Below are 22,911 nucleotides of genomic sequence, written 5' to 3'. Positions count from 1 at the left end.
CACTGCGGCACCGTCACCTCTTGACCGGCGTGCCGTAGCTCGGTTTGCCCAGCCCCAGCGCATGCTGGGCGATCATGTTGCGGAACACCTCCACCGTGCCGCCGTAGATGGCGACCGGCGACGCCAGCCGGAACAGGTACTCCACGGCGCCGTCGGCGGCGGCGCCGGTGGTGTCGACCGGCAGCGCGGATGCGGCGCCGAGCACGTCCATCAACTCCGGGGTGATGTCCCGCATCATCTGGGCGATCGCGACCCGCCCGTATTCCGCGGGGGTGGACAGCGCGGCCTCCAGCCGGGCGACGCTGCGGCCGAGGCGGTACTGCACCGACTCGTCGTCGAGCAGTCGCCGTCCGTCCGGTCCCGGCGACGCGGCCACCGCGACCGCCCAGTCCAGCCCCTCGGCTGTCAGCAACGCGTGCTCGGTCATGGTGGCCAGCTTCTGCAACCCCTGTGAGTCGCGTTCGACGGTGCCGTGTTCGACGTTGAGCGCCTCGCGCAGCACGGTCCAGCCGCCGTTGACCTCGCCGATGCGGTAGTGGTCGTCGACGCGCACATCGCTGTAGTAGACGATGTTGGTGCGGTCCCCGTCGACGGTGCGGATGGGCCCGATCTCGATGCCCGGGGTGTCCAGCGGAACCAGGAACATCGTCAGGCTCTGGTGTTTGGGCGCCGCCGGATCGGTGTTGGTCAGCAGGAACACGTACTGGGCGTGGTGGGCGTTGGAAGTGAACATCTTGGCGCCGTTGATGATCCAGCTCGATCCGTCCGCCTCCCGCACGGCACGGGTCCGGCAGGTGGCCACATCCGATCCGCCCTCGGGTTCGGTGTAGCCCAGGCAGAGCCGGATCTCACCGGTGAGCACACCCGGGATCACCTCGTCCCGCAGTTCCGGGGTGCCGAACTTCTCGACGCTCTGCGCGACCATCGCCGTGGTGCCCCAGTGGAACCACGGGGTGTGCGCCCGGCCGATCTCCAACTCCCAGATGCGCCGCCGCAGCGCGTTCCATCCCCCCTCGGCTTCCGACCGGAAGTCCTTCTCGAGGTATCCGGCCGCCCCGAGCGCGGTGTGCACACCCTCGTCGAAGTTGTCTCCGGTCTCCCGGTCACGCCGGATCACCTCCGCGGTGACGTGGCGGGTGAGGAAGTCGCGCAGCTCGGCCCGGAACCGCTGATCCTCGGGGCTCAACTCGACGGTCGAGAAGTCCATAACCGCTGAGCGTGACACTTCATGGAGATTTTGTAAAGACACCCCAGCCGTCGCCCAGGAAGTGGGAAATCTTTTGAGCGGACGCCCAAAGTGCTGACACTGAGGCCGGAATTTGTAAAGCTGTCGTCATGACGAGCGTGCAGGACGAGACCGGGGTGTTGGCCGGCGACGAGCGGATGCTCATCGACGGTGAGTTGCAGTACACGAGCAGCGGCGCCAAGTTCGACGTGATCCATCCGGCCAACGAGGAAGTGGCCGGTCAGGCCACCGACGGCACCGTGGCCGACATGGAACGCGCGGTGGCCGCGGCGCGGCGCGCGTTCGACACCACCGACTGGTCACGCGATGTGGAGTTCCGCCACCACTGTCTGATCCAGCTCGCCGAGGCGCTGGAGGCCGAGAAGGAGCGGCTGCGGCGGATCCTGGTCACCGAGGTCGGCTGTCCCGTCACGGTGACCGGCAGCCAGATCGACGAGCCGATCAACGAGGTGCGGCACTGGGCCGAACACGGAAAGGCGTTCCAGTACATCGTCGACAACGGTGTGCACGACACGCCGCTCGGCCCGGCGCACCGCAAGATCGTCTATGAGGCGACGGGTGTGGTCGGCGCGATCACCCCGTGGAACGTGCCGTTCTACCTCAACATCGCCGAGACCATGCCGGCGTTGATGGCCGGCAACACGGTGGTGCTCAAACCCGCCCAGCTGACCCCGTGGTCGGGTACCGAGCTGGGCCGCATCGTCGCCGAGCACACCGACATCCCGCCCGGCGTGTTCAACGTGGTGGTGTCCAACGCCAACGAGGTGGGCGCCGCGCTGACGGCCGACCCCCGGGTCGACATGATCACCTTCACCGGGTCGACGGCGACCGGCCGGGCCATCCTGGCCGCCGCCGCGCCCACCGTGAAGAAGACGATGCTCGAGCTCGGCGGCAAGTCCGCCCACATCGTGCTCGACGACGCCGACCTCAACGCGTCGCTGCCGCTGGCCGCGATGATGGCCTGCGTGATGTCCGGGCAGAGCTGCATCCTACCGAGCCGGATCCTGCTGCCGCGCAGCCGCTACGACGAGGGTCTGGAGATCCTCAAGGGCGCGATGGCCAACTTCCCGATGGGCGACCCGTGGACCCCGGGCAACATGCAGGGCCCGCAGATCAGCGAGGCCCAGCGGCAGAAGGTGCTCGGCCTGATCAAGTCCGGGCTGGACTCCGGAGCGCGGCTGGTCCTCGGCGGCGGCATCCCGGAGAACCTGCCGGTCGGGTACTACACCCAGCCCACCCTGCTGGCCGATGTCGATCCGAATTCGCAGGTGGCCCAGGAGGAGATCTTCGGGCCGGTGCTGACCGTGACGCCGTACGACACCGAGGACGAGGCGATCGAGATCGCCAACAACACGATCTACGGCCTGTCCGGCGAGGTGTCCTCGGCCGACGTGGACCGGGCGTTCCGGGTGGCGCAGCGGATGCGCACCGGCAACGTGACGATCAACGGCCGCAGCCACTTCGGCATCAACAGCCCGTTCGGCGGCACCAAGCAGAGCGGTCTGGGCCGCCGCAACGGCGAAGAGGGCTTCAAGGAGTACCTGGAGAGCAAGACCGTCGGCATGCCCCCGCAGGAATGACCGGGCACACCGATCGGACGGACGCCGGGCGGATCGCCGACGAGTTGGCGATCAACGCCCTGCTGACCAGGTACGCGCGGGCGGTGGACAGCAAGGACTGGGAGCTGTACCGGTCGGTGTTCACCCCCGACGCGCACATCGACTACACCTCGGCGGGGGCTGTCGCCGGCTCCCGCGACGAGGTGGCCGAGTGGCTGGCCGCCGGGTTCGCGGCGATCCCGTGGAGCATGCACTACATCACCAACGTGGAGGCCGAGATCGACGGGGATACCGCGACGGTGCGGGCGATGTTCTACAACCCGATGCAGCTGCCCGGGATGTCGGAGATGAGCGCCTGCGGCGGGTACTACCACCACGAGCTGGTCCGCACCCCCGACGGCTGGCGCAGCCGCCGGCTGCGCGAGGACAACGTCTGGTTCGCCAACCGCCCGGGCGAGTCGTGACCCGTGAAGCGCACGTCTCGCACCTGATGTGACGGCTCAGCCGTCGGTGTCTGATATGACGGCTCAGCCGTCGGTGTCTGATATGACGGCTCAGCCGTCGGTGTCTGATATGACGGCTCAGCCGTCGGTGTCTGATATGACGGCTCAGCCGTCGGCGGCGAGCTGACCGCAGGCCGCGGCGATCTCGCGGCCCCGGGTGTCGCGCACGGTGCACGGCACCCCGCACGCCCTGACCCGTCTGACGAATTCGCGTTCCACAGGTTTGGGGCTGGCATCCCATTCGCTGCCCGGGGTCGGGTTCAGCGGAATCAGGTTGACGTGGACCAACGGCCCCAGCGCGCCGTGCAGCTTCCTGCCGAGCAGATCGGCCCGCCACGGCTGATCGTTGACACCGCGGATCAACGCGTATTCGATCGACACCCGCCGCCCGGTGGTGTCGGCGAAATAGCGTGCGGCGTCGAGGACTTCACGCACCTTCCAGCGGGTGTTCACCGGCACCAGGGTGTCGCGCAGCTCGTCGTCGGGCGCGTGCAACGACACCGCCAGGGTGACGCCGAGCTGTTCGTCGGCCAGGTTGCGGATCGCCGGTGCCAACCCCACCGTGGACACCGTGACGGACCGGGCGGAGATCCCGAACCCGTGCGGCGGCGCCGCGGTGATCCGGCGCACCGCGGCCAGCACCCGGCGGTAGTTGGCCAGCGGCTCCCCCATGCCCATGAACACGATGTTGGACAGCCGCTGCCCGTCGGACCGCAGCCGCGCCGCGGCGGTGCGGACCTGTTCGAGGATCTCGGCGGTGGACAGGTTGCGGTTCAGCCCGCCCTGGCCGGTGGCACAGAACGGACAGGCCATCCCGCACCCGGCCTGGGAGGAGATGCACAGCGTGTGCCGGTCCGGATAGCGCATCAACACCGACTCGAAGGTGGTGCCGTCGACGGCCCGCCACAGCGTCTTGCGGGTCTCCCCGGCGTCGCATTCGATCTCCCGCACCGGGTCGAGCAGCCGCGGGAACAGCGCCTCGGCGACGCTGTCGCGCACCGCCGCGGGCAGATCGGTCATCTGCTGCGGGTCGGCGACCAGCCGGCCGTAGTACTGGTTGGCCAGCTGTTTCGCCCGGAACGCGGGCAGCCCGAGGTCCGCGACGGCGGTCGCGCGCTGCGCCTCGTCGAGATCGGCGAGGTGCCGCGGCGGCATGGCGCGGCGCGGGGCGTCGAAAACCAGGGGAAGCGAAGCGGACACTGCTGCCAGTATGGCACCGGGGCGCGAACGAGCGGACCGGCCGGGCGGCTCAGGCCAGCAGGCTGAGCACGATCCAGGTGGCCACCGCCGAGGGCAGCATCCCGTCGATGCGGTCCATCAGGCCGCCGTGGCCGGGCAGCAGGCTGCCCATGTCCTTGATGCCCAGATCACGCTTGAACTGCGACTCGACCAGATCGCCCAACGTCGCGGTGATCACCAGCAGCACGCCCAGCGCGGCGCCGGCCCACCACGGCTTGTCCATCAGGAACACCACCGCGAGCACCGCCGCGGTGGTGCCGAACACCATCGACCCGGCGAATCCCTCCCAGGACTTCTTCGGGCTGATCGCCGGCACCATCGGGTGTCTGCCGAACAGCACCCCGGCGGTGTAGCCGCCGATGTCCGAGCACACCACGGCCAGCATGAAGCTGAACACCCGCGCCGGCCCGTCGTCGGGATAGATCAGCAGCGCACCGAAGCCGGCGAACAGCGGCACCCAGGTGGCCAGGAAGATCGTCGCGGCGATGTCACGCAGATAATTGGTGGGCCCCGGCTGTCCGGACAGGTCCGGGTCGGCGCTCGTGCGGACCGGCGCCGCGGCCCGCCCCTGGGCGATGAGCCGCCAGATCATGCAGGTCACGACCATGCCGGCGAATCCGCCCAACGCTCCGGCGGCGCCGAACGGCCAGGTCAGCCACAAGGTGGCCTGACCGCCGAGCAGCAGCGGCACCAACGGGATCTGATAGCCGGCTTCCCGCAGCCGGGCGGTGACCTCGCGGGTGGCGATCGCGATCGCCACCGCGAGCACACCGAGCCACACGTACGGGGCCCACACCAGGACGGCGATCAGCCCGCCGCCGAGCAGGACTCCGACGGCGATCGCCGCCGGCAGGTTACGACCCGCGCGGCCCACCTTCTGGGTCTCGTCGGCGGGCACAGCTTGAGTTTCGCCCATATGTCATCAGCGCCGCCCGGGTTCTACACCTCGAGCAGCTCACCCTCTTTGGTCTTGACCAGCTCGTCGATCTGGCCGGTGTACTGCGCAGTGGTCTTGTCGAGGTCCTTCTCAGCGCGCGCGACCTCGTCCTCGCCGGCTTCGCCGTCCTTCTTGATCCGGTGCAGTTCCTCCATGGCCTTGCGCCGCACCGCCCGGATGGAGACCTTCGCCTCCTCCCCCTTGGCCTTGGCCTGCTTCACCAGTTCGCGGCGGCGTTCCTCGGTCAGCGGCGGAATCGCCACCCGGATGACGTTGCCGTCGTTGGTGGGGTTCAGGCCGAGGTCGGAGTTGCGGATCGCCTCCTCGATGTTGCGGAGCTGATTGGCCTCGTACGGCTTGATCACCACCAGTCGCGCCTCCGGCACGTTGATGCTGGACAACTGGGTGATCGGGGTGGGTGTGCCGTAGTAGTCGATCAAGACCCGGCTGAACATGCCCGGATTGGCGCGACCGGTCCGGATGGAGGCCAGGTCGTCACGGGCCACGTCGACGGCCTTCTCCATCTTCTCTTCGGCATCGAAGAGGGTTTCCTCGATCACGGCATCTCCTTTTGTGTGCTCCTGGCGGCTGCGGCACCCGTCACGTGGTGACCAGTGTTCCGATCTTCTCACCTGCGACCGCACGCGCGATATTGCCGTCGATGAGGAGATTGAACACCAGAATCGGCATGCCGTTGTCCATGCAGAGGCTGAACGCGGTGGCATCGGCGACGCGCAGCCCGCGGTCGATCACCTCGCGGTGGGTGATCTTGGTGATGAGTTTCGCATCCGGGTTGGTGCGCGGGTCGTCGGTGTAGACGCCGTCGACGGCCTTGGCCATCAGCACCACCTCGGCGCCGATCTCCAGCGCGCGCTGAGCGGCGGTGGTGTCGGTGGAGAAGTACGGCAGGCCCATACCGGCGCCGAAGATCACCACGCGGCCCTTCTCCAGGTGCCGCTGCGCCCGCAGCGGGATGTACGGTTCGGCGACCTGCCCCATGGTGATCGCCGTCTGCACCCGGGTGTCGATCCCTTCCTTCTGCAGGAAGTCCTGCAGGGCAAGGCTGTTCATGACGGTGCCGAGCATGCCCATGTAGTCCGAGCGGCTGCGTTCCAGACCCCGCTGCTGCAGTTGCGCGCCGCGGAAGAAGTTGCCGCCGCCGATCACCACCGCCACCTGGACGCCGCTGCGCACCACCTCGGCGATCTCGTGGGCCACCTTCTGCACCACGTCCGGGTCGAGGCCGACCTGCCCGCCGCCGAACATCTCGCCGCCGAGTTTGAGCAGCACCCGCGAATAGGCGGGCCGCAGGTTCGCCGTCGGGTGCGCGTCGTCGTTCGGGGACGGGCCGGTGCCGTCCGGCCCCCGTCCGGTGGTGGCGTCGCCGCTGACTGTGGTGGGGTCGCCGGGCGGCGATCCCGCCCGGCTGTTGGAGACAGGCTCCGGCATCCGACTCCTTCGAAGTCCTCCTGGAGATCGCCGTGCCGGCAGGTGCCGGAACGGCCTAACCAATCCTGCCTCATTGTGGGCGTCGTGCCACGCCGGGGTGCGCGCGTGTTCGACCGGCCGGGGCTATGACCGCTGGTCGATGCGCGGCCAGGGCCGGGCCTCCTCGAGCTCGTAGGCCAGCCGCAGCAGCCGGGCCTCCTCCCCCAGCGCGGCGGCGAACATCATGCCGACCGGCAGCCCGTCACGGGACTGGGCCAGCGGCAGCGACACCGCCGGCTCGCCGGTCACGTTGTGCAGCGGGGTGAACGCCACCCAGTCGACGAGCCGGTCGATGATCTGCTGGTAGTCCGCGGTGGGATCGAGGTGGCCGATGCGGGGCGGCACGTCGGCCAGCGTCGGCGTCAGCACCACGTCGAAGTCCCGGGTGAGCCGGGCGGTCACCCGCCGCAGCCGGCTCAGCCGGACCATCGCCGCCGGCAACCGGTGCAGGTTACGGGCGGCATGGCTGTCGAGGCCCAGGGTGAGGTTGTCGAGCCGGTCCCGGTCGAAGCCGGGCCCGAAGGTCCGCCGTCCGCTGCGCACCACCGCCATCGCCAGGAACGCCCAGTACAGCAGGAAGTCGTCCTGGAACTGCCGCGGCACCGGATTGTCGATCGGGGTGACGTGATGGCCGAGTTCCTCGAGCAGCGCCGCGGTCTTGAGGGTCAGTTCCCGCACCTCGGGGCTGGCGTCGCGGTTGATCGACCGGGTGCACACCGCGATGCGCAGCCGCTCGGCGCCCGGGCGGGTGATGTCGCCGATCGGCGGCAGCCTGGTGCGTCCGGTGAGCAGTTCGGCTTCCCGGTAGAACGCGGCGGTGTCGCGCACCGACCGGGTGAGCACCCCGTTGGCCACGATTCGCAGCGGCATCTGCCGCATGTGGCGGTCCAGCGGCAGCCGGCCCCGGGAGGGTTTCAGGCCGACCAGCCCGTTGCACGCCGCCGGGATGCGGATCGAGCCGCCCCCGTCGTTGGCGTGGGCGATCGGCACCACCCCGGCGGCGACGAAGGCGCCGGATCCCGAGGACGACGCGCCGGCGGTGTGTTCGGGGTGCCATGGATTGCGCACCGGACCCAGCCGTGGGTGCTCCGCGGACGCGCTGAACCCGAACTCCGACATCTGGGTCTTGCCGAGCGGGATCACGCCGGTGCCCAGGTAGAGCCTCGCGAAATCGCCGTGCGCGGGCTGGGGCCGCGGATCCCAGGCGTCGGTGCCCTCCATCGTCGGCATGCCGGCGACGGCGGCGTTGTCCTTGACGTAGGTGGGGATCCCGCCGAAGAAGCCGGGGACCGGCCCGGCTTCGGCGCGGGCCAGCGCCCGGTCGAACGCCTCATATGCCAGACCGTTGAGGGCCGGGTTGACGGCCTCGGTGCGCGCGATGGCGGCGCGGATCAGTTCGGGAACGGAAACGCGGCGGGCCCGCAGCTCCGCTGCGAGACCCACCGCGTCCAGATCTGAGAGCGCGTCGTCACCGAAGGCGTGGATGCGTTGCATGCGCTCGACGGTAACAACCGCCGGTCAGGCCTGCCCCACCTCGAACCGGACGAACCGGGTGACGGTGACACCGGCCTCGTCGAGCAGCGCCTTGACGGTCTTCTTGTTGTCCGAGACCGTCGGCTGATCCAGCAGCACGACATCCTTGAAGAAGCCGTTGAGCCGGCCCTCGACGATCTTGGGCAGCGCCTGCTCGGGCTTGCCCTCGGCCTTGGCGGTCTCCTCGGCGATGCGGCGCTCGTTGGCGACCACGTCCTCCGGAACGTCGTCACGGGTCAGGTACTGGGCCTTCATCGCGGCGATCTGCAGCGCGACCGCGTGCGCGGCCTCTGCGCCCTTGGCCGCGTCCTCGGCGGTGTACTCGACCATCACACCCACCGCGGGCGGCAGGTCCGCGGCCCGTTTGTGCAGGTAGGTGGACACGGTGCCGTCGAAGTAGGCGACGCGGCGCAGCTCGAGCTTCTCACCGATCTTGGCGGCCAGCTCGGCGATGGCCTCCTCGACCGTCTTGTCGCCGACCTTGGCGGCCTTCAGCGTGTCGACGTCGGTGGCCTTGGCGGCCGCGGCGGCCGCGACGACGGCGTCGGCGAGCTGCTGGAACTCTTCGTTCTTCGCGACGAAGTCGGTTTCGGAGTTCAGCTCGATCAACGCGCCGTCCTTGGCGGCGACGAGGCCCTCGGCGGTGGCCCGGCCGGCCCGTTTGCCGACGTCCTTGGCGCCCTTGATGCGCAGCAGTTCGACCGCCTTGTCGAAGTCGCCCTCGGCCTCCACCAGCGCGTTCTTCGAGTCCAACATGCCGGCGCCGGTCAGCTCCCGAAGTCGTTTGACGTCGGCAGCGGTGTAGTTCGCCATATCAGCCTTTCTAGGAATTCTGCGGGGTGGTCGATTCGGCGGGCTTCTCGCCTTCCGGATTGCCGGCCGCGGTGGCCGTGGCACCGGCCAGCAGCTCCTGTTCCCACTCGGGCAGCGGTTCGGCCGTCTCGGCCGGCTTGTCGCCTTCCCGGCCGGCACCGGCGCGGGCCTGCAGCCCCTCGGCCACGGCCGAGGCGATCACCTTGGTGAGCAGCGCGGCGGAGCGGATCGCGTCGTCGTTGCCCGGAATCGGGTAGTCGACCAGGTCGGGGTCGCAGTTGGTGTCGAGGATCGCGATCACCGGGATGCCCAGCTTGCGGGCCTCACCGACGGCGATGTGCTCCTTGTTGGTGTCGACCACCCAGATGGCCGACGGCACCTTCTGCATGTCCCGGATACCGCCCAGGGACCGCTCCAGCTTGTTCTTCTCCCGGGTCAGCATCAGGATTTCCTTCTTGGTGCGACCCTCGAAACCGCCGGTCTGCTCCATCGCCTCGAGTTCCTTGAGGCGCTGCAGCCGCTTGTGGACGGTGGAGAAGTTGGTCAGCATGCCGCCGAGCCAGCGCTGGTTCACATACGGCATGCCGACGCGGGTGGCTTCTTCGGCGATGGCCTCCTGCGCCTGCTTCTTGGTGCCGACGAACAGGATGGTGCCGCCGTGGGCGACGGTCTCCTTGACGAACTCGTACGCCTTGTCGATGTAGGACAGCGTCTGCTGCAGATCGATGATGTAGATGCCGTTGCGGTCGGTGAAGATGAACCGCTTCATCTTGGGGTTCCAGCGCCGGGTCTGGTGCCCGAAGTGGGCGCCCGCGTCCAGCAGCTGTTTCATGGTTACAACAGCCATGATGTGCCTCTTCTGGTTGTTGGTTGACGCCGGGCACCGGGTGGTGCCGAGCCCTGGTGTCCGCCGACCACCGCACCCGTTTCGGCAGAACCGGAACGGGACCAACCGGTGTGTCGCTGGCGTGCAGACACGCGAAGTCAGCCCGCGCAGGCGAGCTGCAGGTAGCAGTTTACACCGGCGGAGCAGGTGCTTCGTCCACAGCGGAGGCTTGCTCCCCAGACAGGCGCCGTAACGCCGGAAAACCCCCCGGGGCCGGTCGCTCCCGCGTGAACTGGATCGATGCGCCGGTTCGCGGTTCTGGCGGGCGGTCTCGCCCTGGCGGCGGCGTCGGCGCTGCTCACCCCCGCGCCGCTGTCCGCCGATCCCGGCAGTGGTCCCGGCCTTGGCGCCGGCCGCCTGGACTGGCCGCTGCGACCGCGGCCCGCGGTGGTGCGGTTCTTCGACGCACCCGACCCCGACTGGCAGCGGGGCCACCGCGGGCTGGACCTGGCCGCCGCACCCGGCCAGCAGGTGCACGCCGCGGCGGCGGGCACGGTGGTGTTCGCCGGGCGGTTGGCGGGGCGGCCGGTGGTGTCGGTGGCCCACGCGGGTGGCCTGCGCACCAGTTATGAACCGGTGCTGCCGGCCGTGCGGGCCGGTGAGCGGGTGGGCGCCGGCACGGTACTCGGCGCGGTGCAGGCCGGGCACGCCGGTTGCCGCGCCCCGGCCTGCCTGCACTGGGGTGCGATGTGGGGGCCGGCCGCCCGCGCCGATTACGTCGATCCGCTCGGTCTGCTGGCGGAGACACCGATCCGGCTCAAACCGGTCGGCGGCGCCGGCTCCGGTGCCTCGTGAGGGATTCGAGCATGCGGTAGCGGTGGCGAGCGTGCAATGGCGGTGGCGAAAGTGCAATGGCGGTGGCGAGCGTGCAATGGCGGTGGCGAAAGTGCCGCTGCTGTTGACTTCCGGCGTTTTTCCCACCGACATCACACACTCGGCGCGGCCGAAGCACACCCGGCGCAGCCGAAGCACATCCGGCGCGGCCGCTTCCCGGTCAGGCGCGCGGATGGGCCTGATCGTGCACGGCGCGCAGCCGTTCGACGGTGACGTGGGTGTAGAGCTGGGTGGTCGCCAGCGAGGTATGGCCCAGCAGCTCCTGCACGATGCGCAGGTCGGCGCCGCCCTCGAGCAGATGGGTCGCAGCGCTGTGACGCAGCCCGTGCGGGCCGATGTCGGGTGCTCCGGCGACCGCGGCGACGGTCTGATGCACGACGGTGCGGGCCTGCCGGGGGTCGAGACGCCGACCGCGGACCCCGAGCAGCAGCGCCGGCCCGGATTCGGCGGTGGCCAGCGCAGGGCGGCCGTCGGTGAGCCAGTCGGTGAGCGCTCCTCGGGCCGGTTCACCGAACGGCACGGTGCGTTGCCTTCCGCCCTTGCCGAGCACCCGGGCCAGGTGGCGGTCGGTGTCGACGTCGTCGATGTCGAGCCCACACAGTTCGCTGACCCGGATCCCGGTGGCGTACAGCATCTCGACGATCAACCGGTCCCGCAGCGCGATCGGATCTTTTTGTTGCGCACCGGAATCCGCGGCAGCCATGGCGGCCAGAGCCTGATCGCGGCGCAGCACCGCGGGCAGCGTGCGACGCGCCTTGGGCACCTGCAGGCGCAGCGCCGGGTCGGTGGACAGCAGGCCTTGCCGCACCGCCCACGCGGTGAACGTCTTGACCGCCGAGGTCCGCCGCGCCAGCGTGGTGCGCGCCGAACCGTCGGCGGCCTGCGCGGCGAGCCAGGCCCGCAGCACCGGCAGGCTCAGCCCGCCCAGCCCCGAACCGGGGCTGCGCTGCTCGACGAAGTCGAACAGGGAACGCAGGTCGCCGAGGTAGGCCCGGCAGGTGTGGGGTGACCGGCCACGTTGCAGCGCCAGGTAGTCGGCGAACTCATCGAGAACGGTGTCCACGGACATACCGTGGCAGACCTGCGGCGCCGGCGTCAGGTGACGCGCCGCAACGCGTCCGGAGTGAGATCCGCCAGGGTCGGGTATCCGTCGACGGCCATGATCAGATCCGCTTCGGCCAGCAGTGAGCGCAGCACATGCACGACGCCGTCCTCGCCGCCGAGCGCGAGCCCGTAGGGATAGGGCCGGCCGATGCCGACGGCGGTGGCGCCCAACGCCAGTGCCTTGACGATGTCGGCGCCGCTGCGGATGCCCGAGTCGAACAGCACCGGCATCCCGTCGGCGGCCGCCACCACGTCAGGCAGGCAGTCGATCGCCGGCAACCCGCCGTTGGCTTGGCGTCCACCGTGGTTGGAGCAGTAGATGCCGTCCACCCCGGCGTCCTTGGCCCGCCGCACATCGTCGGGGTGACAGATCCCCTTGAGGATCAGCGGCAGTGTGGTCAGCGATCGCAGCCACGGCAGGTCGTCCCAGGTCAGCGAATTGCCGAAGAGCTGCACCCAGCGCGTCACCACCGCTTGCGGGTTCTGTTCGGGCGGCTGTTGCAGACCGGCCGAGAAGACCGGGTCGCTGGTGTAGTTGGCCAGTGAATATCCGCGCAGCTGAGGGAAATTCGAGGTGGACAGGTCCCGGGGCCGCCAGCCGGGGATCCAGGTGTCGAGGGTGACGATGATGCCCTTGTAGCCGGCCTTCTCGGCGCGCCGCACCAGGCTCGCGGCCAGGTCGCGGTCGTTGGGGGTGTAGAGCTGGAAGAACCCGGGAGTGTCGCCGAATTCGGCGGCGATGTCCTCCAACGGATCCTGGGTGAGTGTCGACACCACGAGCGGCACGCCGGTGCGGGCGGCGGCGCGGGCGCAGGCCAGATCGCCGTGGTGGTCCTGGGCACAGATGCCGAGCACGCCGATCGGCGCCATGAAGATCGGTGAGGGCAACGTGAGGCCGAAGAGGTTCACCGACAGGTCGCGTTCGGTGGCGCCGACGAGCATCCGCGGGATCAGCCCCCAGTTGTCGAAAGCGCTGACGTTGATTCGTTGGGTGCGTTCGTCACCGGCGCCCCCGGCGACATACGACCACACCGACGGCGACATCGCGGCCCGCGCCCGGGCCTCCAGTTCGGCGAATGCCATCGGCAGCGATGGCACCACCCCGGACAGGCCCTGCAGGTAGATCTCGAGTTGGTAGTCGCCGAACGCCATGACGGTGCGCTTCCGGCTAGCCGACGACTTCGGTGGCGGCGGCGGCTTCGGCTTCGGCCAGTTCCCGCTTCCACTGCCGGAAGGTCTCCTCGGTGCGGCCGCGCCGCCAGTACCCGGAGATCGACGCCCATTCGGCCGGGACCCCGCGTTCCTTGCGGATATAGGGCCGCAGGTTGTGCATGACCGCCTGGGCCTCACCGTGGATGAAGACGTGCACCTGCCCGGGCAGCCACGGGGATTCCTTGACCGCGGCGATCAGCGGGGCGTTGTCACCGGCCTGGTCGTCGGGCACCAGATCGGCCCGGCCGCCGCGGTAGATCCACCGCACCTCCACGCCTTCCGGTGCGGCCAGCGGGATTTCATCCTCCGGGCCGCTGATCTCGATGAAGGCGTAGCCGACGGCGTCGGGCGGAAGGGCTTCCAGCGATGCGCTGATCGCGGGGAGCGCCGATTCGTCACCGGCGAACAGATGCCAGTCCGCGTCCGGCCTGGGTGCGTAGGCGCCACTCGGGCCCATCAGATAGACGGGATCGCCGGGCTGCGCGGCCTGCACCCAGGGTCCGGCGACACCGTGTTCCTCACCGTGGATGACGATGTCGATCCAGATCTCCCGGCGGTCCCGGTCCACCCGGCGCACGGTGTAGGTGCGGATGGGCGGCTGTTGTTCGGGTGGCAGCGATTTGAAGCTGTCCTGCGTCAACGGCTGTGGCAGCGCGGCGACGTCGATGTTGTCGCGGACGAAGATGATCTTGACGTAGGCGTCGGTGAACTCGTTCGGGGTGAACGTGTCGAACCCCCGTCCGCCCAGCACCACGCGCACGATATGTGGTGACACCTCTTCGGTGCGCACCACCTCAAAGGTGTGTACCGGACGTCCCGCCACATCGCCTCCCGTGTGTCGACCAACACCCCGACTATACGAGCGGCATCATTCCCGCAGGTCGCCACCGCCGCCACCGCCGTCACCGCCTGGCGAGCTGCCAGCGGCCGTCCCGCCGCACCACCAACCCGGCCAGTTCCAGCATCGACAGCGGCGCCAGCACCTCCTGCGGCGGCATCCCGCAGGCCACCGCGATCTGATCGACGGTGCGGGCGGCACGCGCCGGTAACGCCTCGTAGACCAGCAGTTCGGCGTCGGTCAGATCGTCCAACGGCGAGGACGGGCGGGGCAGGTCCGGGGCGAGTTCACCGCACCGGCCGACCAGTTCCACCACCTCCTCGGCGCGGGTGATGACGGTGGCCGCCCGCTCCCGCAGCAGCACATGGCAGCCGACGGAGGTGGCGGAGGTGACCGGGCCGGGCACCGCGCCGACCGGCCGGCCCAGCGTCTCGGCCCAGGCGGCGGTGTTCGCGGCGCCGCTGCGGATGCCCGCCTCGACGACCACGGTCGCCCCGGACAGCGCGGCGACCAGCCGGTTGCGGGTCAGAAAGCGCCGGCGCGACGGCCGGGTTCCGGGCGGGTATTCGCTGATCAACAGCCCGTGCTCGGCGATGCGCTGCAGCAGCCCGGCGTGTCCGGCCGGATATCTGACATCGACCCCGCCGGCCAGCACCGCCACGGTGAGCCCCTCGGCGGCCAGCGCCGCCCGGTGGGCCACGCCGTCGATGCCGTACGCGCCGCCGGAGATCACCGCGACATCCCGGGCCGCCAGCCCGGTGGCGAGGTCGGCTGCGACGTGTTCGCCGTAGCTGCTGGCCGCGCGGGTGCCGACGATCGCCGCCGACCGGCCGGCGACCGCGTCCAGGGTGAGTTCGCCGATCACCCACAGCGCCAGCGGCGGGTGGCCGTCCGGTCGGTGGCTCCGGTCCGCACCGCCGAAGGCGGTGAACGCCAGTACCGGCCAGTCCGGGTCGGCCGCCGTCACCAGGCGACCACCGAGTCGCGCCATCAGTTCCAGATCGGTTGCCGCACAATCCCAGTCACGTCGCGCCTCGGTGCGCTTGGCCAACCGGTCGTCCACGTCGCCGCGCCGGATCAATTCGGCGGCGTCGACGGGCCCCACCCGGTCGACGAGACCGGCGACGGCCGGGCACGGCGGTTCGGCGACCCGCGCCAGATAGGCCCAGGCCCGGGCGGTCTGATCGGTCATCGGATTCCTCCGCTCTGTCGGAATGTCAATGCGGTCGACACGTCGTCGCGATCAGGTGATGCGCGTCCGTTCAGATCGGCCAGGGTCCAGGCGACCCGCAGACACCGGTCGAACCCGCGGATGCTGAGCAGTCCCCGGTCCAGCGCGCGGGTCAGAGAGTCCATCACCTGCTTGCCCAGGCGGAAATCGCGCCGCAGCAACGCCCCGCTGATCTCGGCGTTGGTTCTGATCCCGTACGGCCGCCACCGGTGTTCGGCGGCCCGCCGCGCCGCGGCGACGCGCTCGCGCACCCGGGCGGTGTCTTCACCCTCCTCGGTGGTGTAGACACCGGCGGGAACCGGGTGCAACTCCACCCGCAGGTCGACCCGGTCCAGCAACGGTCCCGAGAGCTTGCCCAGGTAGCGGCGTTTGACCAGGGCCGGGCAGGTGCAGTCCCGCGGATTGGCCGGGGCACACGGACACGGGTTGGCCGCCAGCACCAGTTGAAAGCGCGCCGGATACCGGACCACCCCGTCCCGCCGGGCCAACCGGATCTCCCCGTCCTCCAGAGGTGTTCGCAACGCCTCCAGGGCACGGGCCCCGATCTCGGCGCATTCGTCGAGGAACAGCACCCCGCGGTGAGCGCGGCTGACCGCCCCCGGGCGGGCCAACCCCGATCCGCCGCCCACCAGCGCGGCGACGCTCGAGGTGTGGTGTGGCGCCACGAACGGCGGCCGGGTGATCAACGGGGTGGTGTCCGACAGCAGCCCGGCGACCGAATGAATGGCGGTGACCTCCAGCGCCTCCTCCTCGGACAGCGGCGGCAGGAGTCCCGGAAGGCGTTGCGCCAACATGGTTTTCCCGATGCCCGGCGGCCCTGTGAGCATCAGATGGTGGGCGCCGGCGGCGGCCACCTCCACCGCGTAGCGGGCCTGGGTCTGTCCGACCACATCGGCCAGGTCGGCGACCGGTTCCGGGGCCGATGCCGACGCGGTGATCCGCCCCGCCAGACCGCCCTTGCCGGCCAGCCAGGCCTGCAGCTCGGTGAGGGTGGCGACGCCCCACACGTCGATGCCCTCGATCAGGCTCGCCTCGGCCAGATTTCCGATCGGCACCACCACCGCCGGCCAGCCCTCCCGCTTGGCGGCCAGTACCGCCGGCAGCACGCCCTTGACCGGGCGGACCCGGCCGTCGAGCGCGAGTTCACCCAGCAGCACGGTCTTCTCGAGCCGGGGCCGGGGATCCGGCCCCTGGGCCGCCAACACCGCGGCCGCCAGCGCGATGTCGTAGACCGAGCCCATCTTCGGCAACGTCGCCGGCGACAGCGCCAATGTCAGCCGGGTGGCCGGCCAGTCGTTGCCGCAGTTGGTGATGGCCGCACGGACCCGGTCGCGGGATTCCTGCAGTGCGGTGTCGGGCAACCCGACCAGATGCACCCCGGGCAGCCCGCCGGAGATGTCGGCCTCGATTTCGACGATGTCACCGGACAGCCCGCGCACCGCCACCGAGAACGCCCGCCCCAACGCCATCAGCCCACCCCCTGGAAGTGGTCGAGGCCGCGCAGTTGCCCGGACCGGTCGAGCCGCACGCCGATGACGTCGATGCGGATGCCGGCCCAACCGCCGCCGTGGACGGTCAGCCAGAGGCCGGCCAGCCGCCGCAGCCGCCGCACCTTGGCCGTGGTCACCGCTTCGGCCGCGGTGCCGAACCCGTCGCCGGTGCGGGTCTTGACCTCGACGAACACCACGGTGCGGGCCGCCCGGTCGGCGGCCACGACGTCCAGTTCGCCATGGCGGCAGCGCCAGTTCCGGTCCAGCACTTCCATCCCGCGCGATTCCAGATACCCGACCGCCAGTTGCTCCCCCAGCGCCCCGATCTCGGCGCGACTCATCGTTGCCATGCCGCCACACTGCGCGCCGGGACCGACGAAACACGGCGGCCTCACCCGGTCATCCACAATCCCGACTTCATCCACAGGCCGGACCCGTGCAGGGCCGTCATACACCGCGGTGCACCCCGGATGGACGCCGGGTATGGTCGGGCGGTCCGTTCGGTGACTGAAAGCAGGATTCCGGTGAACGCGCTCCTGAGGCTGCTGTACGCACATGGTGAGCGCCCCGCCGTCCGCACCGCCGACACCGGGCTCGGCTACCGCGAGCTGGCCGACCGGGTGGCCACGGTGGCCGGCGAGCTCGGATCGCATTGCGGCCTGGTGCTGTTGCGGACCCGCAACGATGTCAGCACCCTGGTGCACTACCTGGGCGCACTGGCCGCCGGACATGTGGTGCTGCCGGTGAACGACGGCGGTGACCACACCGCGATGGTGCGCACGTACCGGCCCGACATGATCATCGACGGCGACGGAATCCACCGGCTGCGAACGGATTCGGCGCACCGTCTGCACCCGGACCTGGCGCTGCTGATGTCCACGTCCGGCAGCACCGGCTCCCCGAAACTGGTCCGGTTGTCCTATTCCAACCTGATCAGCAATGCCCGGGCGATCGCCGAATACCTCGAGATCACCGATTCCGACCGGGCGGCAACGACATTGCCGATGTCCTACTGCTACGGGCTGTCGGTGATCCACAGCCACCTGCTGCGCGGCGCCACACTGATCCTCACCGAGCATTCGGTGCTCGACCCGGGGTTCTGGGCGTTGTTCCGCCGTCACCGCGGCACCACGTTCGCCGGGGTTCCGCACACCTTCGATCTGCTCGACCGCATCGGCTTCGACGCCATGGACCTGCCGCATCTGCGCTACCTCACCCAGGCCGGCGGCCGGCTCGACCCGGCCACCGTGCGTCGCTTCGCCCGGCTCGGCCGGGAGCGGGGCTGGCAGTTTTTCGTGATGTACGGCGCGACCGAGGCGACCGCCCGGATGGCTTATCTGCCACCGGATCTCGCCGAGCATCGGCCGGAGGCGATCGGCCGTGCCATTCCCGGCGGCGCCTTCGGCATCGAACCGGTGGACGGCTTCACCGACGCCGGCGAACTGGTCTACCGCGGACCCAACGTGATGATGGGCTACGCCCACCGCCCCGAGGATCTGGCTCTCGGCTCCGAGGTCGACGTGTTACGCACCGGCGACATCGCCCGGCGCGGCGCCGACGGGCTCTACGAGGTGATCGGCCGGCGCAGCCGGTTCGTCAAACTCTACGGGCTGCGGATCGACCTGCAGCGGCTGGAGACCGCGCTACGGGACCGCGGCGTCACCGCACTGTGCACCGGCGACGACGAGCACCTCGCGGTTGCGGCGACCGGCAACCACGACGCCGGTGAGGTGCGCCGGAAAACCGCCGAACTGGCCGGTGTCCCGGTCGGCGTGGTGAACGCCGCGGTGGTGGCCGACCTGCCGATGCTGCCGTCGGGGAAACCGGACTATCCGGCGGTGCGACGCCTGACCCGGCCGACCGAGCCGAACACCACCGCCCCGGCCGACGACGGCGATCTGCGCGCCGTGTTCGCCGACGTGCTTCAGCTCGATGCCGACACCATCGACCCGGCCGCCAGTTTCATCGACTTGGGCGGAACATCGCTGACCTACGTGACGATGTCGGTGCGGCTGCAGCGGGTGCTGGGCCGGCTGCCGGTGGACTGGCAACGGATCCCGATCCGCGATCTGCAACGCTCCCCCGCCCCGCGCAGACGCTGGTGGTCGGCCACCCTGGAGACCAGTGTCGCGTTGCGGGCGGCGGCGATCGTGTTGATCGTCGGGTCCCACGCCGAACTGTTCGAGATCTGGGGCGGGGCACACATCCTGCTCGGTGTCGTGGGCTACAACTCCGCCAGGTTCTGTCTGACCCCGGTGTCACGGGCCGACCGGATCCGCCGGCTGCGCAGCACGGTGACCTGGGTCGCGATACCGTCGATGTGCTGGATCGCGTTGACGCTGCTGTTCACCGACGACTATCACCTCACCAACCTGCTGCTGGTACAGAAGTTCGTCGGCCCGCACGACAGCATGACGGCCGGCCGGCTGTGGTTCATCGAGGTGCTGGTGTGGACCCTCCTCGGGTTGGCCCTGCTGTGCCGCATTCGGGCGCTGGACCGGCTGGAGCGCCGCCGGCCGTTCGAGTTCGCCCTGGCCTTCGTGGCGGTTGGCATGTTGTTGCGCTACAACGTGTTCGATTTGCAGATGAGCCCGGATGCGTGGTCGACGGTGCTGACGTTCTGGTTCTTCGCCGCCGGCTGGGCCGCGGCCCGGGCGACCACCGTGGGCCGGCGGCTGCTGGTCACCGCCGTCCTCGCGGTCGGGCTGATCGGGTATTTCGATGATCCGCACCGCGGGATGCTGGTTTTCGCCGGGCTGGCGCTGCTGATCTGGCTGCCGGTGCTCCGCTGCCCGGCGCCGCTGATCACCGCGGTGGGTGTGGTGGCCGACGCCTCGCTGTACACGTATCTCACCCATTTCCAGGTGTATCCGCTGTTCGGCGAGCACCGGACGGCCGGTGTGCTGGCGTCGCTCGCGGTGGGGATCGCGCTCAGCGCGCTGGTGACGCGGGTGCGCGGTTCAGCGCGGCGGCTGCCCCCGGTCCGCGATGAGGCCCTCCTGCGCCAGGGTCGCGGCGATGACACCGTCGGCGCGGATCAGGCTGGCGTTCACCACTGCACGGCCCCGGCCCGCGGCCGGTGACGTGCACTCCAGCAGGTTCCACTCGTCGGCGCGGATCCGGCGGTGGAACCACAGCGACGAATCGGTGGTCCCGCTGCGGTGGGTGCGCGCCCGCATCGAGAAGCCGTGCACCTGCAGCGCCGGGTCGATCAGGTACACGTCGGTGACGTACGCCGCGACCAGGGTGTGCACCAGCGGGTCGTCCGGCAGCGCGACGGTGGCGCGCCACCAGAACCGCCGCACGAATCCGGCCCCGCCGCCCTCATCGGCGATCCGGATGTCCAGTTCGTCCAGCGGCATCGACGGCGCCGGGCCGGCCGGGCCGGTGCGCGGCAGTTGTTCGGGGTCCCCGGGCAGTTCGGTGCGCCACCCGTGCCGCGGTCCGCTCAGCGGCACCGCGAACGACACGGTGGCCGTGGTGAGCAGCCGTCCGTCCTGCCGGGCGTCGACGCGTCGGGCGGCGGTGGTGCGGCCGTCCAGCAGGCCGGTCACCGTGTACTCGACCGGGGCGCCGGCGTCGCCGCCGCGCAGGAACTGCAGGTGCAGGCTGGTGGGCGGGCGTTCCGCCGGTACCGTGCGGGCCGCGGCGGCCAGGCTCTGCGCCACCAGTTGACCGCCGTAGGCGCGTTTTCCCGCGGGCCCGCTGGCGGCGCCGATCCACTGGTCGGCGCCGTCCCCGGCGGCCACGTCGAGCAGTTTGAGCAGCACACTCATCGGGCCGCGCCCTCGGCGGGGCCGGCCACGATCCCCTCGGCCAGCAGGGCGGCGATGTCGTCGGCCGACAGGTTCAGCCGGTCGCGCAGCACCGCGGCGGTGTCGTCGCCGACCGCCGGGGCGGTCACCGCGGGCGGATAGACGCCGTTGATCGCCATCGGCAGACCGGGTGCCAGATGCCGGCCGATCCGCGGCTGATCGAGTTCGGTGAACAACGGGTTGTCGGTCACCCGCCGGTCGGCGGCCAGTTCGGCGAAACTGCGGTAGCGCTCCCACAGCACCGAGGTACCCGACAGTGCGGCGGTGATCTCGTCGGCGGTGTGGGCGCAGAACCACCCGGTGAACAGTCCGGTCAGCACGTCGCGGTGCCGGTACCGGTCCCCCTCGTCAGCGAAATCCGCACCGAGCGCTTCGGCAAGTGCGGCAACGGCTTTGGTCGTCCCGGTGACCTCGGTGAGGTCGCGGAAGTGGCGGGGCGTCAACGCCACCACCATGAACGCCGCCCCGTCGCTGCTGGTGAAGTTATGCCCGTAGGTGCCGTACAGCGAGTTGCCGATCCGTTCCCGTTCGGCGCCGTTCACCAGCACCTCGGTGAGGAAGCCGAGGTTCCCGGCGGTGGCCAGGGCGACGTTCTCCAGTGGGATGCTGATGCGTTGCCCCTCCCCCGTCGCATCGCGGTGCCGCAGCGCGGCCGTCACCGCCAGCGCGGTGTACAGACCGCACGCCACGTCCCAGGCCGGCAGCACGTGATTGACCGGGGCGGCCAGCTCGGCCGGTCCGGTGACCAGTGGGAAGCCGATCGACGCGTTCACGGTGTAGTCCACCCCGGTGCCGCCGTCGGCGCGCCCGGACACCTCGACGTGAATCAGATCCGGCCGCAGCGGTGTCAATGCCTCATACGAATGCCATTGCCGCCCTGCGACATTGGTGATGAGCACGCCGGCGTCGGCGATCAGCCGCTGCACCAGTCCCTGTCCGGACGGGGCCCGCAGATCCGCGGCGACCGAGCGTTTGCCCTTGTTCAGCCCCGCCCAGTAGATGCTGTCGCCGGTCACGGTGACCGGCCAGCGCCGGTAATCGGCCGCGCCGCCGATCGGGTCGACCCGGATCACCTCGGCACCCAACTGCGCCAACGTCATCCCGGCCAACGGCACCGCGACAAAGCTGGAAATCTCCACGATCCGCACCCCGGCCAGAGGTCGCGCCGGAACCGGTACCGCCGAATCTGTCATGCTCACCTCGTCGTCGTCGGGCCGAGCACAACGATATGAGATGCGACCGGGTTCACCGGCACCGGACCGGTGCGGCGACGCGCCGGTCAGGACGCGCCTTCGTCGACGCCCCGGCACACCATCACCGGCACCCTGGCGTGGTTGAGCAGATTCATACTGGTGGACCCCAACAGCGCGCCGGCCAACGCGTTTCGGCCGCGGGTGCCCACCACGATCAGCTGGGCGTCGGCGGCATGTTCGAGGACGGCCTGTGCGGGTCCCTCGGGCTCCAGGAAGCACTGCACGTTCACATCGGGATGGCGTTGATTGTGCCGGTCCACCTCCTCGGTCAGCTGGGTCAGCTGCGCGGCCTCCAGGGCGGCCCAGTCGACGAGGAACGGGATGCTGGGCGCCCCCGGCGGCAGCCGGTTGGGCCACGACCGGACCGCCCGCAGTTGCCGCCCGAACCGGTCCGCGAACTCGAACCCGGCGTCCAGGGCGGCCGCGGCCGGATCGCTGCCGTCGGTGCCCACCACCACCGGCGCGTCGGTGGGTGCGGCGTTCTCCCCGCGCCAGGCCACCACCGGGCAGTGCGCGTGGGTGGCCACCGACAGCGTCGTCGACCCGATCAGCAGCGCCGACGCCGGCGTCACCTCATTGCCGCCCAGCACCACCATCCGGGCGGTGCGGCTGGCGTCGATCAGCGCCTCGTTGGCCGGTTTGCGGCTGGATTCGGTGGTGACGGTCAACTCCGGCCGTTCCGCGCCGACCGCGTCGGCGGCGTCGGCGAGAAAGATCTGAGACGAATCCGCCTGGTACGACATGATCGCGGCGCGGATCGCGGTGGCCGCCTCGGTCAGGTTGCGTCCCAGCGACGGCATCGCGTGCACGATGTGCAGACCCACCCCGTAGGCGGCGGCCACCGCGCCGGCCCACCTCGCCGCGCCCACGGCCTGATCGGTGCCGTCCACCCCCACCACGATCGCGCCGGCGGAATCTGACATCTCTCTC

At 70.3% G+C, this 22,911-nt stretch carries 20 protein-coding genes and 1 pseudogene; 4 read left to right on the top strand and 17 right to left on the bottom strand.

Going from position 1 to position 22,911, the window contains the following annotated elements:
- Positions 1–13: 13 nt before the first annotated feature.
- Positions 14–1,207, bottom strand: coding sequence for an acyl-CoA dehydrogenase family protein (locus CKW28_RS08200; protein WP_003927195.1), 1,194 nt, complete (start codon positions 1,205–1,207; stop codon positions 14–16).
- A 128-nt stretch (positions 1,208–1,335) separates the two neighbouring features.
- Here CKW28_RS08200 and CKW28_RS08195 point away from each other — a divergent pair, with 128 nt between their 5' ends.
- Together CKW28_RS08195 and CKW28_RS08190 are read left to right on the top strand one after the other, a co-directional pair.
- Positions 1,336–2,826, top strand: a complete 1,491-nt coding sequence (locus CKW28_RS08195; protein ID WP_040547413.1) for an aldehyde dehydrogenase family protein — start codon at positions 1,336–1,338, stop codon at positions 2,824–2,826.
- Positions 2,823–3,269 (top strand): nuclear transport factor 2 family protein, encoded by a 447-nt coding sequence (locus CKW28_RS08190; protein WP_003927197.1) that lies wholly within the window; start codon positions 2,823–2,825, stop codon positions 3,267–3,269. Before CKW28_RS08195 ends, CKW28_RS08190 begins: the two co-directional genes overlap by 4 nt.
- 144 nt (positions 3,270–3,413) lie before the next feature.
- Here CKW28_RS08190 and rlmN read toward each other — a convergent pair whose 3' ends face one another.
- From rlmN to rpsB, 7 genes are all read right to left on the bottom strand, one after another.
- A complete protein-coding gene (gene rlmN / locus CKW28_RS08185; protein WP_003927198.1) occupies positions 3,414–4,508 on the bottom strand; it encodes a dual-specificity RNA methyltransferase RlmN in 1,095 nt (364 codons plus the stop codon).
- Between the two features lie 49 nt (positions 4,509–4,557).
- Positions 4,558–5,463: a phosphatidate cytidylyltransferase gene (locus CKW28_RS08180; protein ID WP_040547415.1), complete on the bottom strand. Its 906-nt coding sequence runs from the start codon at positions 5,461–5,463 to the stop codon at positions 4,558–4,560.
- Positions 5,464–5,486: 23 nt separating this feature from the next.
- Complete coding sequence (gene frr / locus CKW28_RS08175; RefSeq protein WP_003927200.1) at positions 5,487–6,044, bottom strand: ribosome recycling factor; 558 nt, start codon at positions 6,042–6,044, stop codon at positions 5,487–5,489.
- Positions 6,045–6,084: 40 nt separating this feature from the next.
- On the bottom strand, positions 6,085–6,933 hold the full coding sequence (gene pyrH, locus CKW28_RS08170) for a UMP kinase (RefSeq protein WP_003927201.1): 849 nt from the start codon (positions 6,931–6,933) through the stop codon (positions 6,085–6,087).
- 123 nt (positions 6,934–7,056) lie between these two features.
- On the bottom strand, positions 7,057–8,466 hold the full coding sequence (locus CKW28_RS08165; RefSeq protein ID WP_003927202.1) for an amidase: 1,410 nt from the start codon (positions 8,464–8,466) through the stop codon (positions 7,057–7,059).
- 24 nt (positions 8,467–8,490) lie between these two features.
- Positions 8,491–9,318 (bottom strand): translation elongation factor Ts, encoded by an 828-nt coding sequence (gene tsf / locus CKW28_RS08160; protein ID WP_003927203.1) that lies wholly within the window; start codon positions 9,316–9,318, stop codon positions 8,491–8,493.
- 10 nt (positions 9,319–9,328) lie between these two features.
- Positions 9,329–10,165: a 30S ribosomal protein S2 gene (gene rpsB / locus CKW28_RS08155; RefSeq protein WP_040547416.1), complete on the bottom strand. Its 837-nt coding sequence runs from the start codon at positions 10,163–10,165 to the stop codon at positions 9,329–9,331.
- 279 nt (positions 10,166–10,444) lie between these two features.
- Here rpsB and CKW28_RS08150 point away from each other — a divergent pair, with 279 nt between their 5' ends.
- A complete protein-coding gene (locus CKW28_RS08150) occupies positions 10,445–10,999 on the top strand; it encodes a murein hydrolase activator EnvC family protein (protein ID WP_003927205.1) in 555 nt (184 codons plus the stop codon).
- A gap of 199 nt (positions 11,000–11,198) precedes the next feature.
- Here the strand turns inward: CKW28_RS08150 and CKW28_RS08145 are convergent, their stop codons facing one another.
- From CKW28_RS08145 to CKW28_RS08120, 6 genes are all read right to left on the bottom strand, one after another.
- A complete protein-coding gene (locus CKW28_RS08145) occupies positions 11,199–12,101 on the bottom strand; it encodes a tyrosine recombinase XerC (RefSeq protein WP_003927206.1) in 903 nt (300 codons plus the stop codon).
- Between the two features lie 32 nt (positions 12,102–12,133).
- A complete protein-coding gene (locus CKW28_RS08140; protein ID WP_003927207.1) occupies positions 12,134–13,294 on the bottom strand; it encodes a lactate 2-monooxygenase in 1,161 nt (386 codons plus the stop codon).
- A 16-nt stretch (positions 13,295–13,310) separates the two neighbouring features.
- Positions 13,311–14,177 carry a siderophore-interacting protein gene (locus CKW28_RS08135; protein ID WP_040547417.1) on the bottom strand — a complete coding sequence of 289 codons (867 nt, stop codon included), beginning with the start codon at positions 14,175–14,177 and terminating at the stop codon, positions 13,311–13,313.
- Between the two features lie 79 nt (positions 14,178–14,256).
- Complete coding sequence (gene dprA, locus CKW28_RS08130) at positions 14,257–15,384, bottom strand: DNA-processing protein DprA (RefSeq protein WP_003927209.1); 1,128 nt, start codon at positions 15,382–15,384, stop codon at positions 14,257–14,259.
- Positions 15,381–16,892 carry a YifB family Mg chelatase-like AAA ATPase gene (locus CKW28_RS08125; RefSeq protein WP_003927210.1) on the bottom strand — a complete coding sequence of 504 codons (1,512 nt, stop codon included), beginning with the start codon at positions 16,890–16,892 and terminating at the stop codon, positions 15,381–15,383. Before CKW28_RS08125 ends, dprA begins: the two co-directional genes overlap by 4 nt.
- Entirely contained in the window at positions 16,892–17,263 is a 372-nt protein-coding gene (locus CKW28_RS08120) for a YraN family protein (RefSeq protein WP_040547418.1), read from the bottom strand. The genes CKW28_RS08125 and CKW28_RS08120 overlap by 1 nt, the downstream gene beginning before the upstream one ends.
- On the opposite strand from CKW28_RS08120, the pseudogene CKW28_RS24490 reads away from it, so the two are divergent.
- Positions 17,153–18,940 (top strand): annotated as a pseudogene (locus tag CKW28_RS24490) (non-ribosomal peptide synthetase); the annotation flags it as partial. The gene CKW28_RS08120 and the pseudogene CKW28_RS24490 sit on opposite strands and share 111 nt — an antisense overlap.
- Positions 18,941–19,873: 933 nt before the next feature.
- Here CKW28_RS24490 and CKW28_RS08110 read toward each other — a convergent pair.
- The 3 genes from CKW28_RS08110 to CKW28_RS08100 all read right to left on the bottom strand — a co-directional run bounded on the left by CKW28_RS08110 (position 19,874) and on the right by CKW28_RS08100 (position 22,904).
- A complete protein-coding gene (locus tag CKW28_RS08110; protein WP_003927213.1) occupies positions 19,874–20,689 on the bottom strand; it encodes an acyl-CoA thioesterase in 816 nt (271 codons plus the stop codon).
- Entirely contained in the window at positions 20,686–21,921 is a 1,236-nt protein-coding gene (locus CKW28_RS08105) for a CoA transferase (protein ID WP_003927214.1), read from the bottom strand. Before CKW28_RS08105 ends, CKW28_RS08110 begins: the two co-directional genes overlap by 4 nt.
- Positions 21,922–22,007: 86 nt before the next feature.
- Positions 22,008–22,904 (bottom strand): universal stress protein, encoded by an 897-nt coding sequence (locus tag CKW28_RS08100; RefSeq protein WP_003927215.1) that lies wholly within the window; start codon positions 22,902–22,904, stop codon positions 22,008–22,010.
- Positions 22,905–22,911: the final 7 nt, after the last annotated feature.

The organism is Mycolicibacterium thermoresistibile (genome assembly GCF_900187065.1).
In the GTDB taxonomy this organism is placed as follows: Bacteria; Actinomycetota; Actinomycetes; order Mycobacteriales; family Mycobacteriaceae; genus Mycobacterium; species Mycobacterium thermoresistibile.
This window is presented reverse-complemented; position numbering and strand designations above follow the sequence as displayed.

What these genes read in the sequence shown, in the direction of transcription:
- CKW28_RS08180 (WP_040547415.1), bottom strand. Translation starts at nt 5,463, where the DNA reads ATGGGCGAAACTCAAGCTGTGCCCGCCGACGAGACCCAGAAGGTGGGC.
- rpsB (WP_040547416.1), bottom strand. Translation starts at nt 10,165, where the DNA reads ATGGCTGTTGTAACCATGAAACAGCTGCTGGACGCGGGCGCCCACTTC.
- CKW28_RS08150 (WP_003927205.1), top strand. Translation starts at nt 10,445, where the DNA reads ATGCGCCGGTTCGCGGTTCTGGCGGGCGGTCTCGCCCTGGCGGCGGCG.
- CKW28_RS08125 (WP_003927210.1), bottom strand. Translation starts at nt 16,892, where the DNA reads ATGGCGTTGGGGCGGGCGTTCTCGGTGGCGGTGCGCGGGCTGTCCGGT.
- CKW28_RS08195 (WP_040547413.1), top strand. Translation starts at nt 1,336, where the DNA reads ATGACGAGCGTGCAGGACGAGACCGGGGTGTTGGCCGGCGACGAGCGG.
- pyrH (WP_003927201.1), bottom strand. Translation starts at nt 6,933, where the DNA reads ATGCCGGAGCCTGTCTCCAACAGCCGGGCGGGATCGCCGCCCGGCGAC.
- CKW28_RS08190 (WP_003927197.1), top strand. Translation starts at nt 2,823, where the DNA reads ATGACCGGGCACACCGATCGGACGGACGCCGGGCGGATCGCCGACGAG.
- CKW28_RS08200 (WP_003927195.1), bottom strand. Translation starts at nt 1,207, where the DNA reads ATGGACTTCTCGACCGTCGAGTTGAGCCCCGAGGATCAGCGGTTCCGG.
- CKW28_RS08140 (WP_003927207.1), bottom strand. Translation starts at nt 13,294, where the DNA reads ATGGCGTTCGGCGACTACCAACTCGAGATCTACCTGCAGGGCCTGTCC.
- CKW28_RS08120 (WP_040547418.1), bottom strand. Translation starts at nt 17,263, where the DNA reads ATGGCAACGATGAGTCGCGCCGAGATCGGGGCGCTGGGGGAGCAACTG.
- dprA (WP_003927209.1), bottom strand. Translation starts at nt 15,384, where the DNA reads ATGACCGATCAGACCGCCCGGGCCTGGGCCTATCTGGCGCGGGTCGCC.
- CKW28_RS08105 (WP_003927214.1), bottom strand. Translation starts at nt 21,921, where the DNA reads ATGACAGATTCGGCGGTACCGGTTCCGGCGCGACCTCTGGCCGGGGTG.
- CKW28_RS08110 (WP_003927213.1), bottom strand. Translation starts at nt 20,689, where the DNA reads ATGAGTGTGCTGCTCAAACTGCTCGACGTGGCCGCCGGGGACGGCGCC.
- CKW28_RS08100 (WP_003927215.1), bottom strand. Translation starts at nt 22,904, where the DNA reads ATGTCAGATTCCGCCGGCGCGATCGTGGTGGGGGTGGACGGCACCGAT.
- CKW28_RS08165 (WP_003927202.1), bottom strand. Translation starts at nt 8,466, where the DNA reads ATGCAACGCATCCACGCCTTCGGTGACGACGCGCTCTCAGATCTGGAC.
- tsf (WP_003927203.1), bottom strand. Translation starts at nt 9,318, where the DNA reads ATGGCGAACTACACCGCTGCCGACGTCAAACGACTTCGGGAGCTGACC.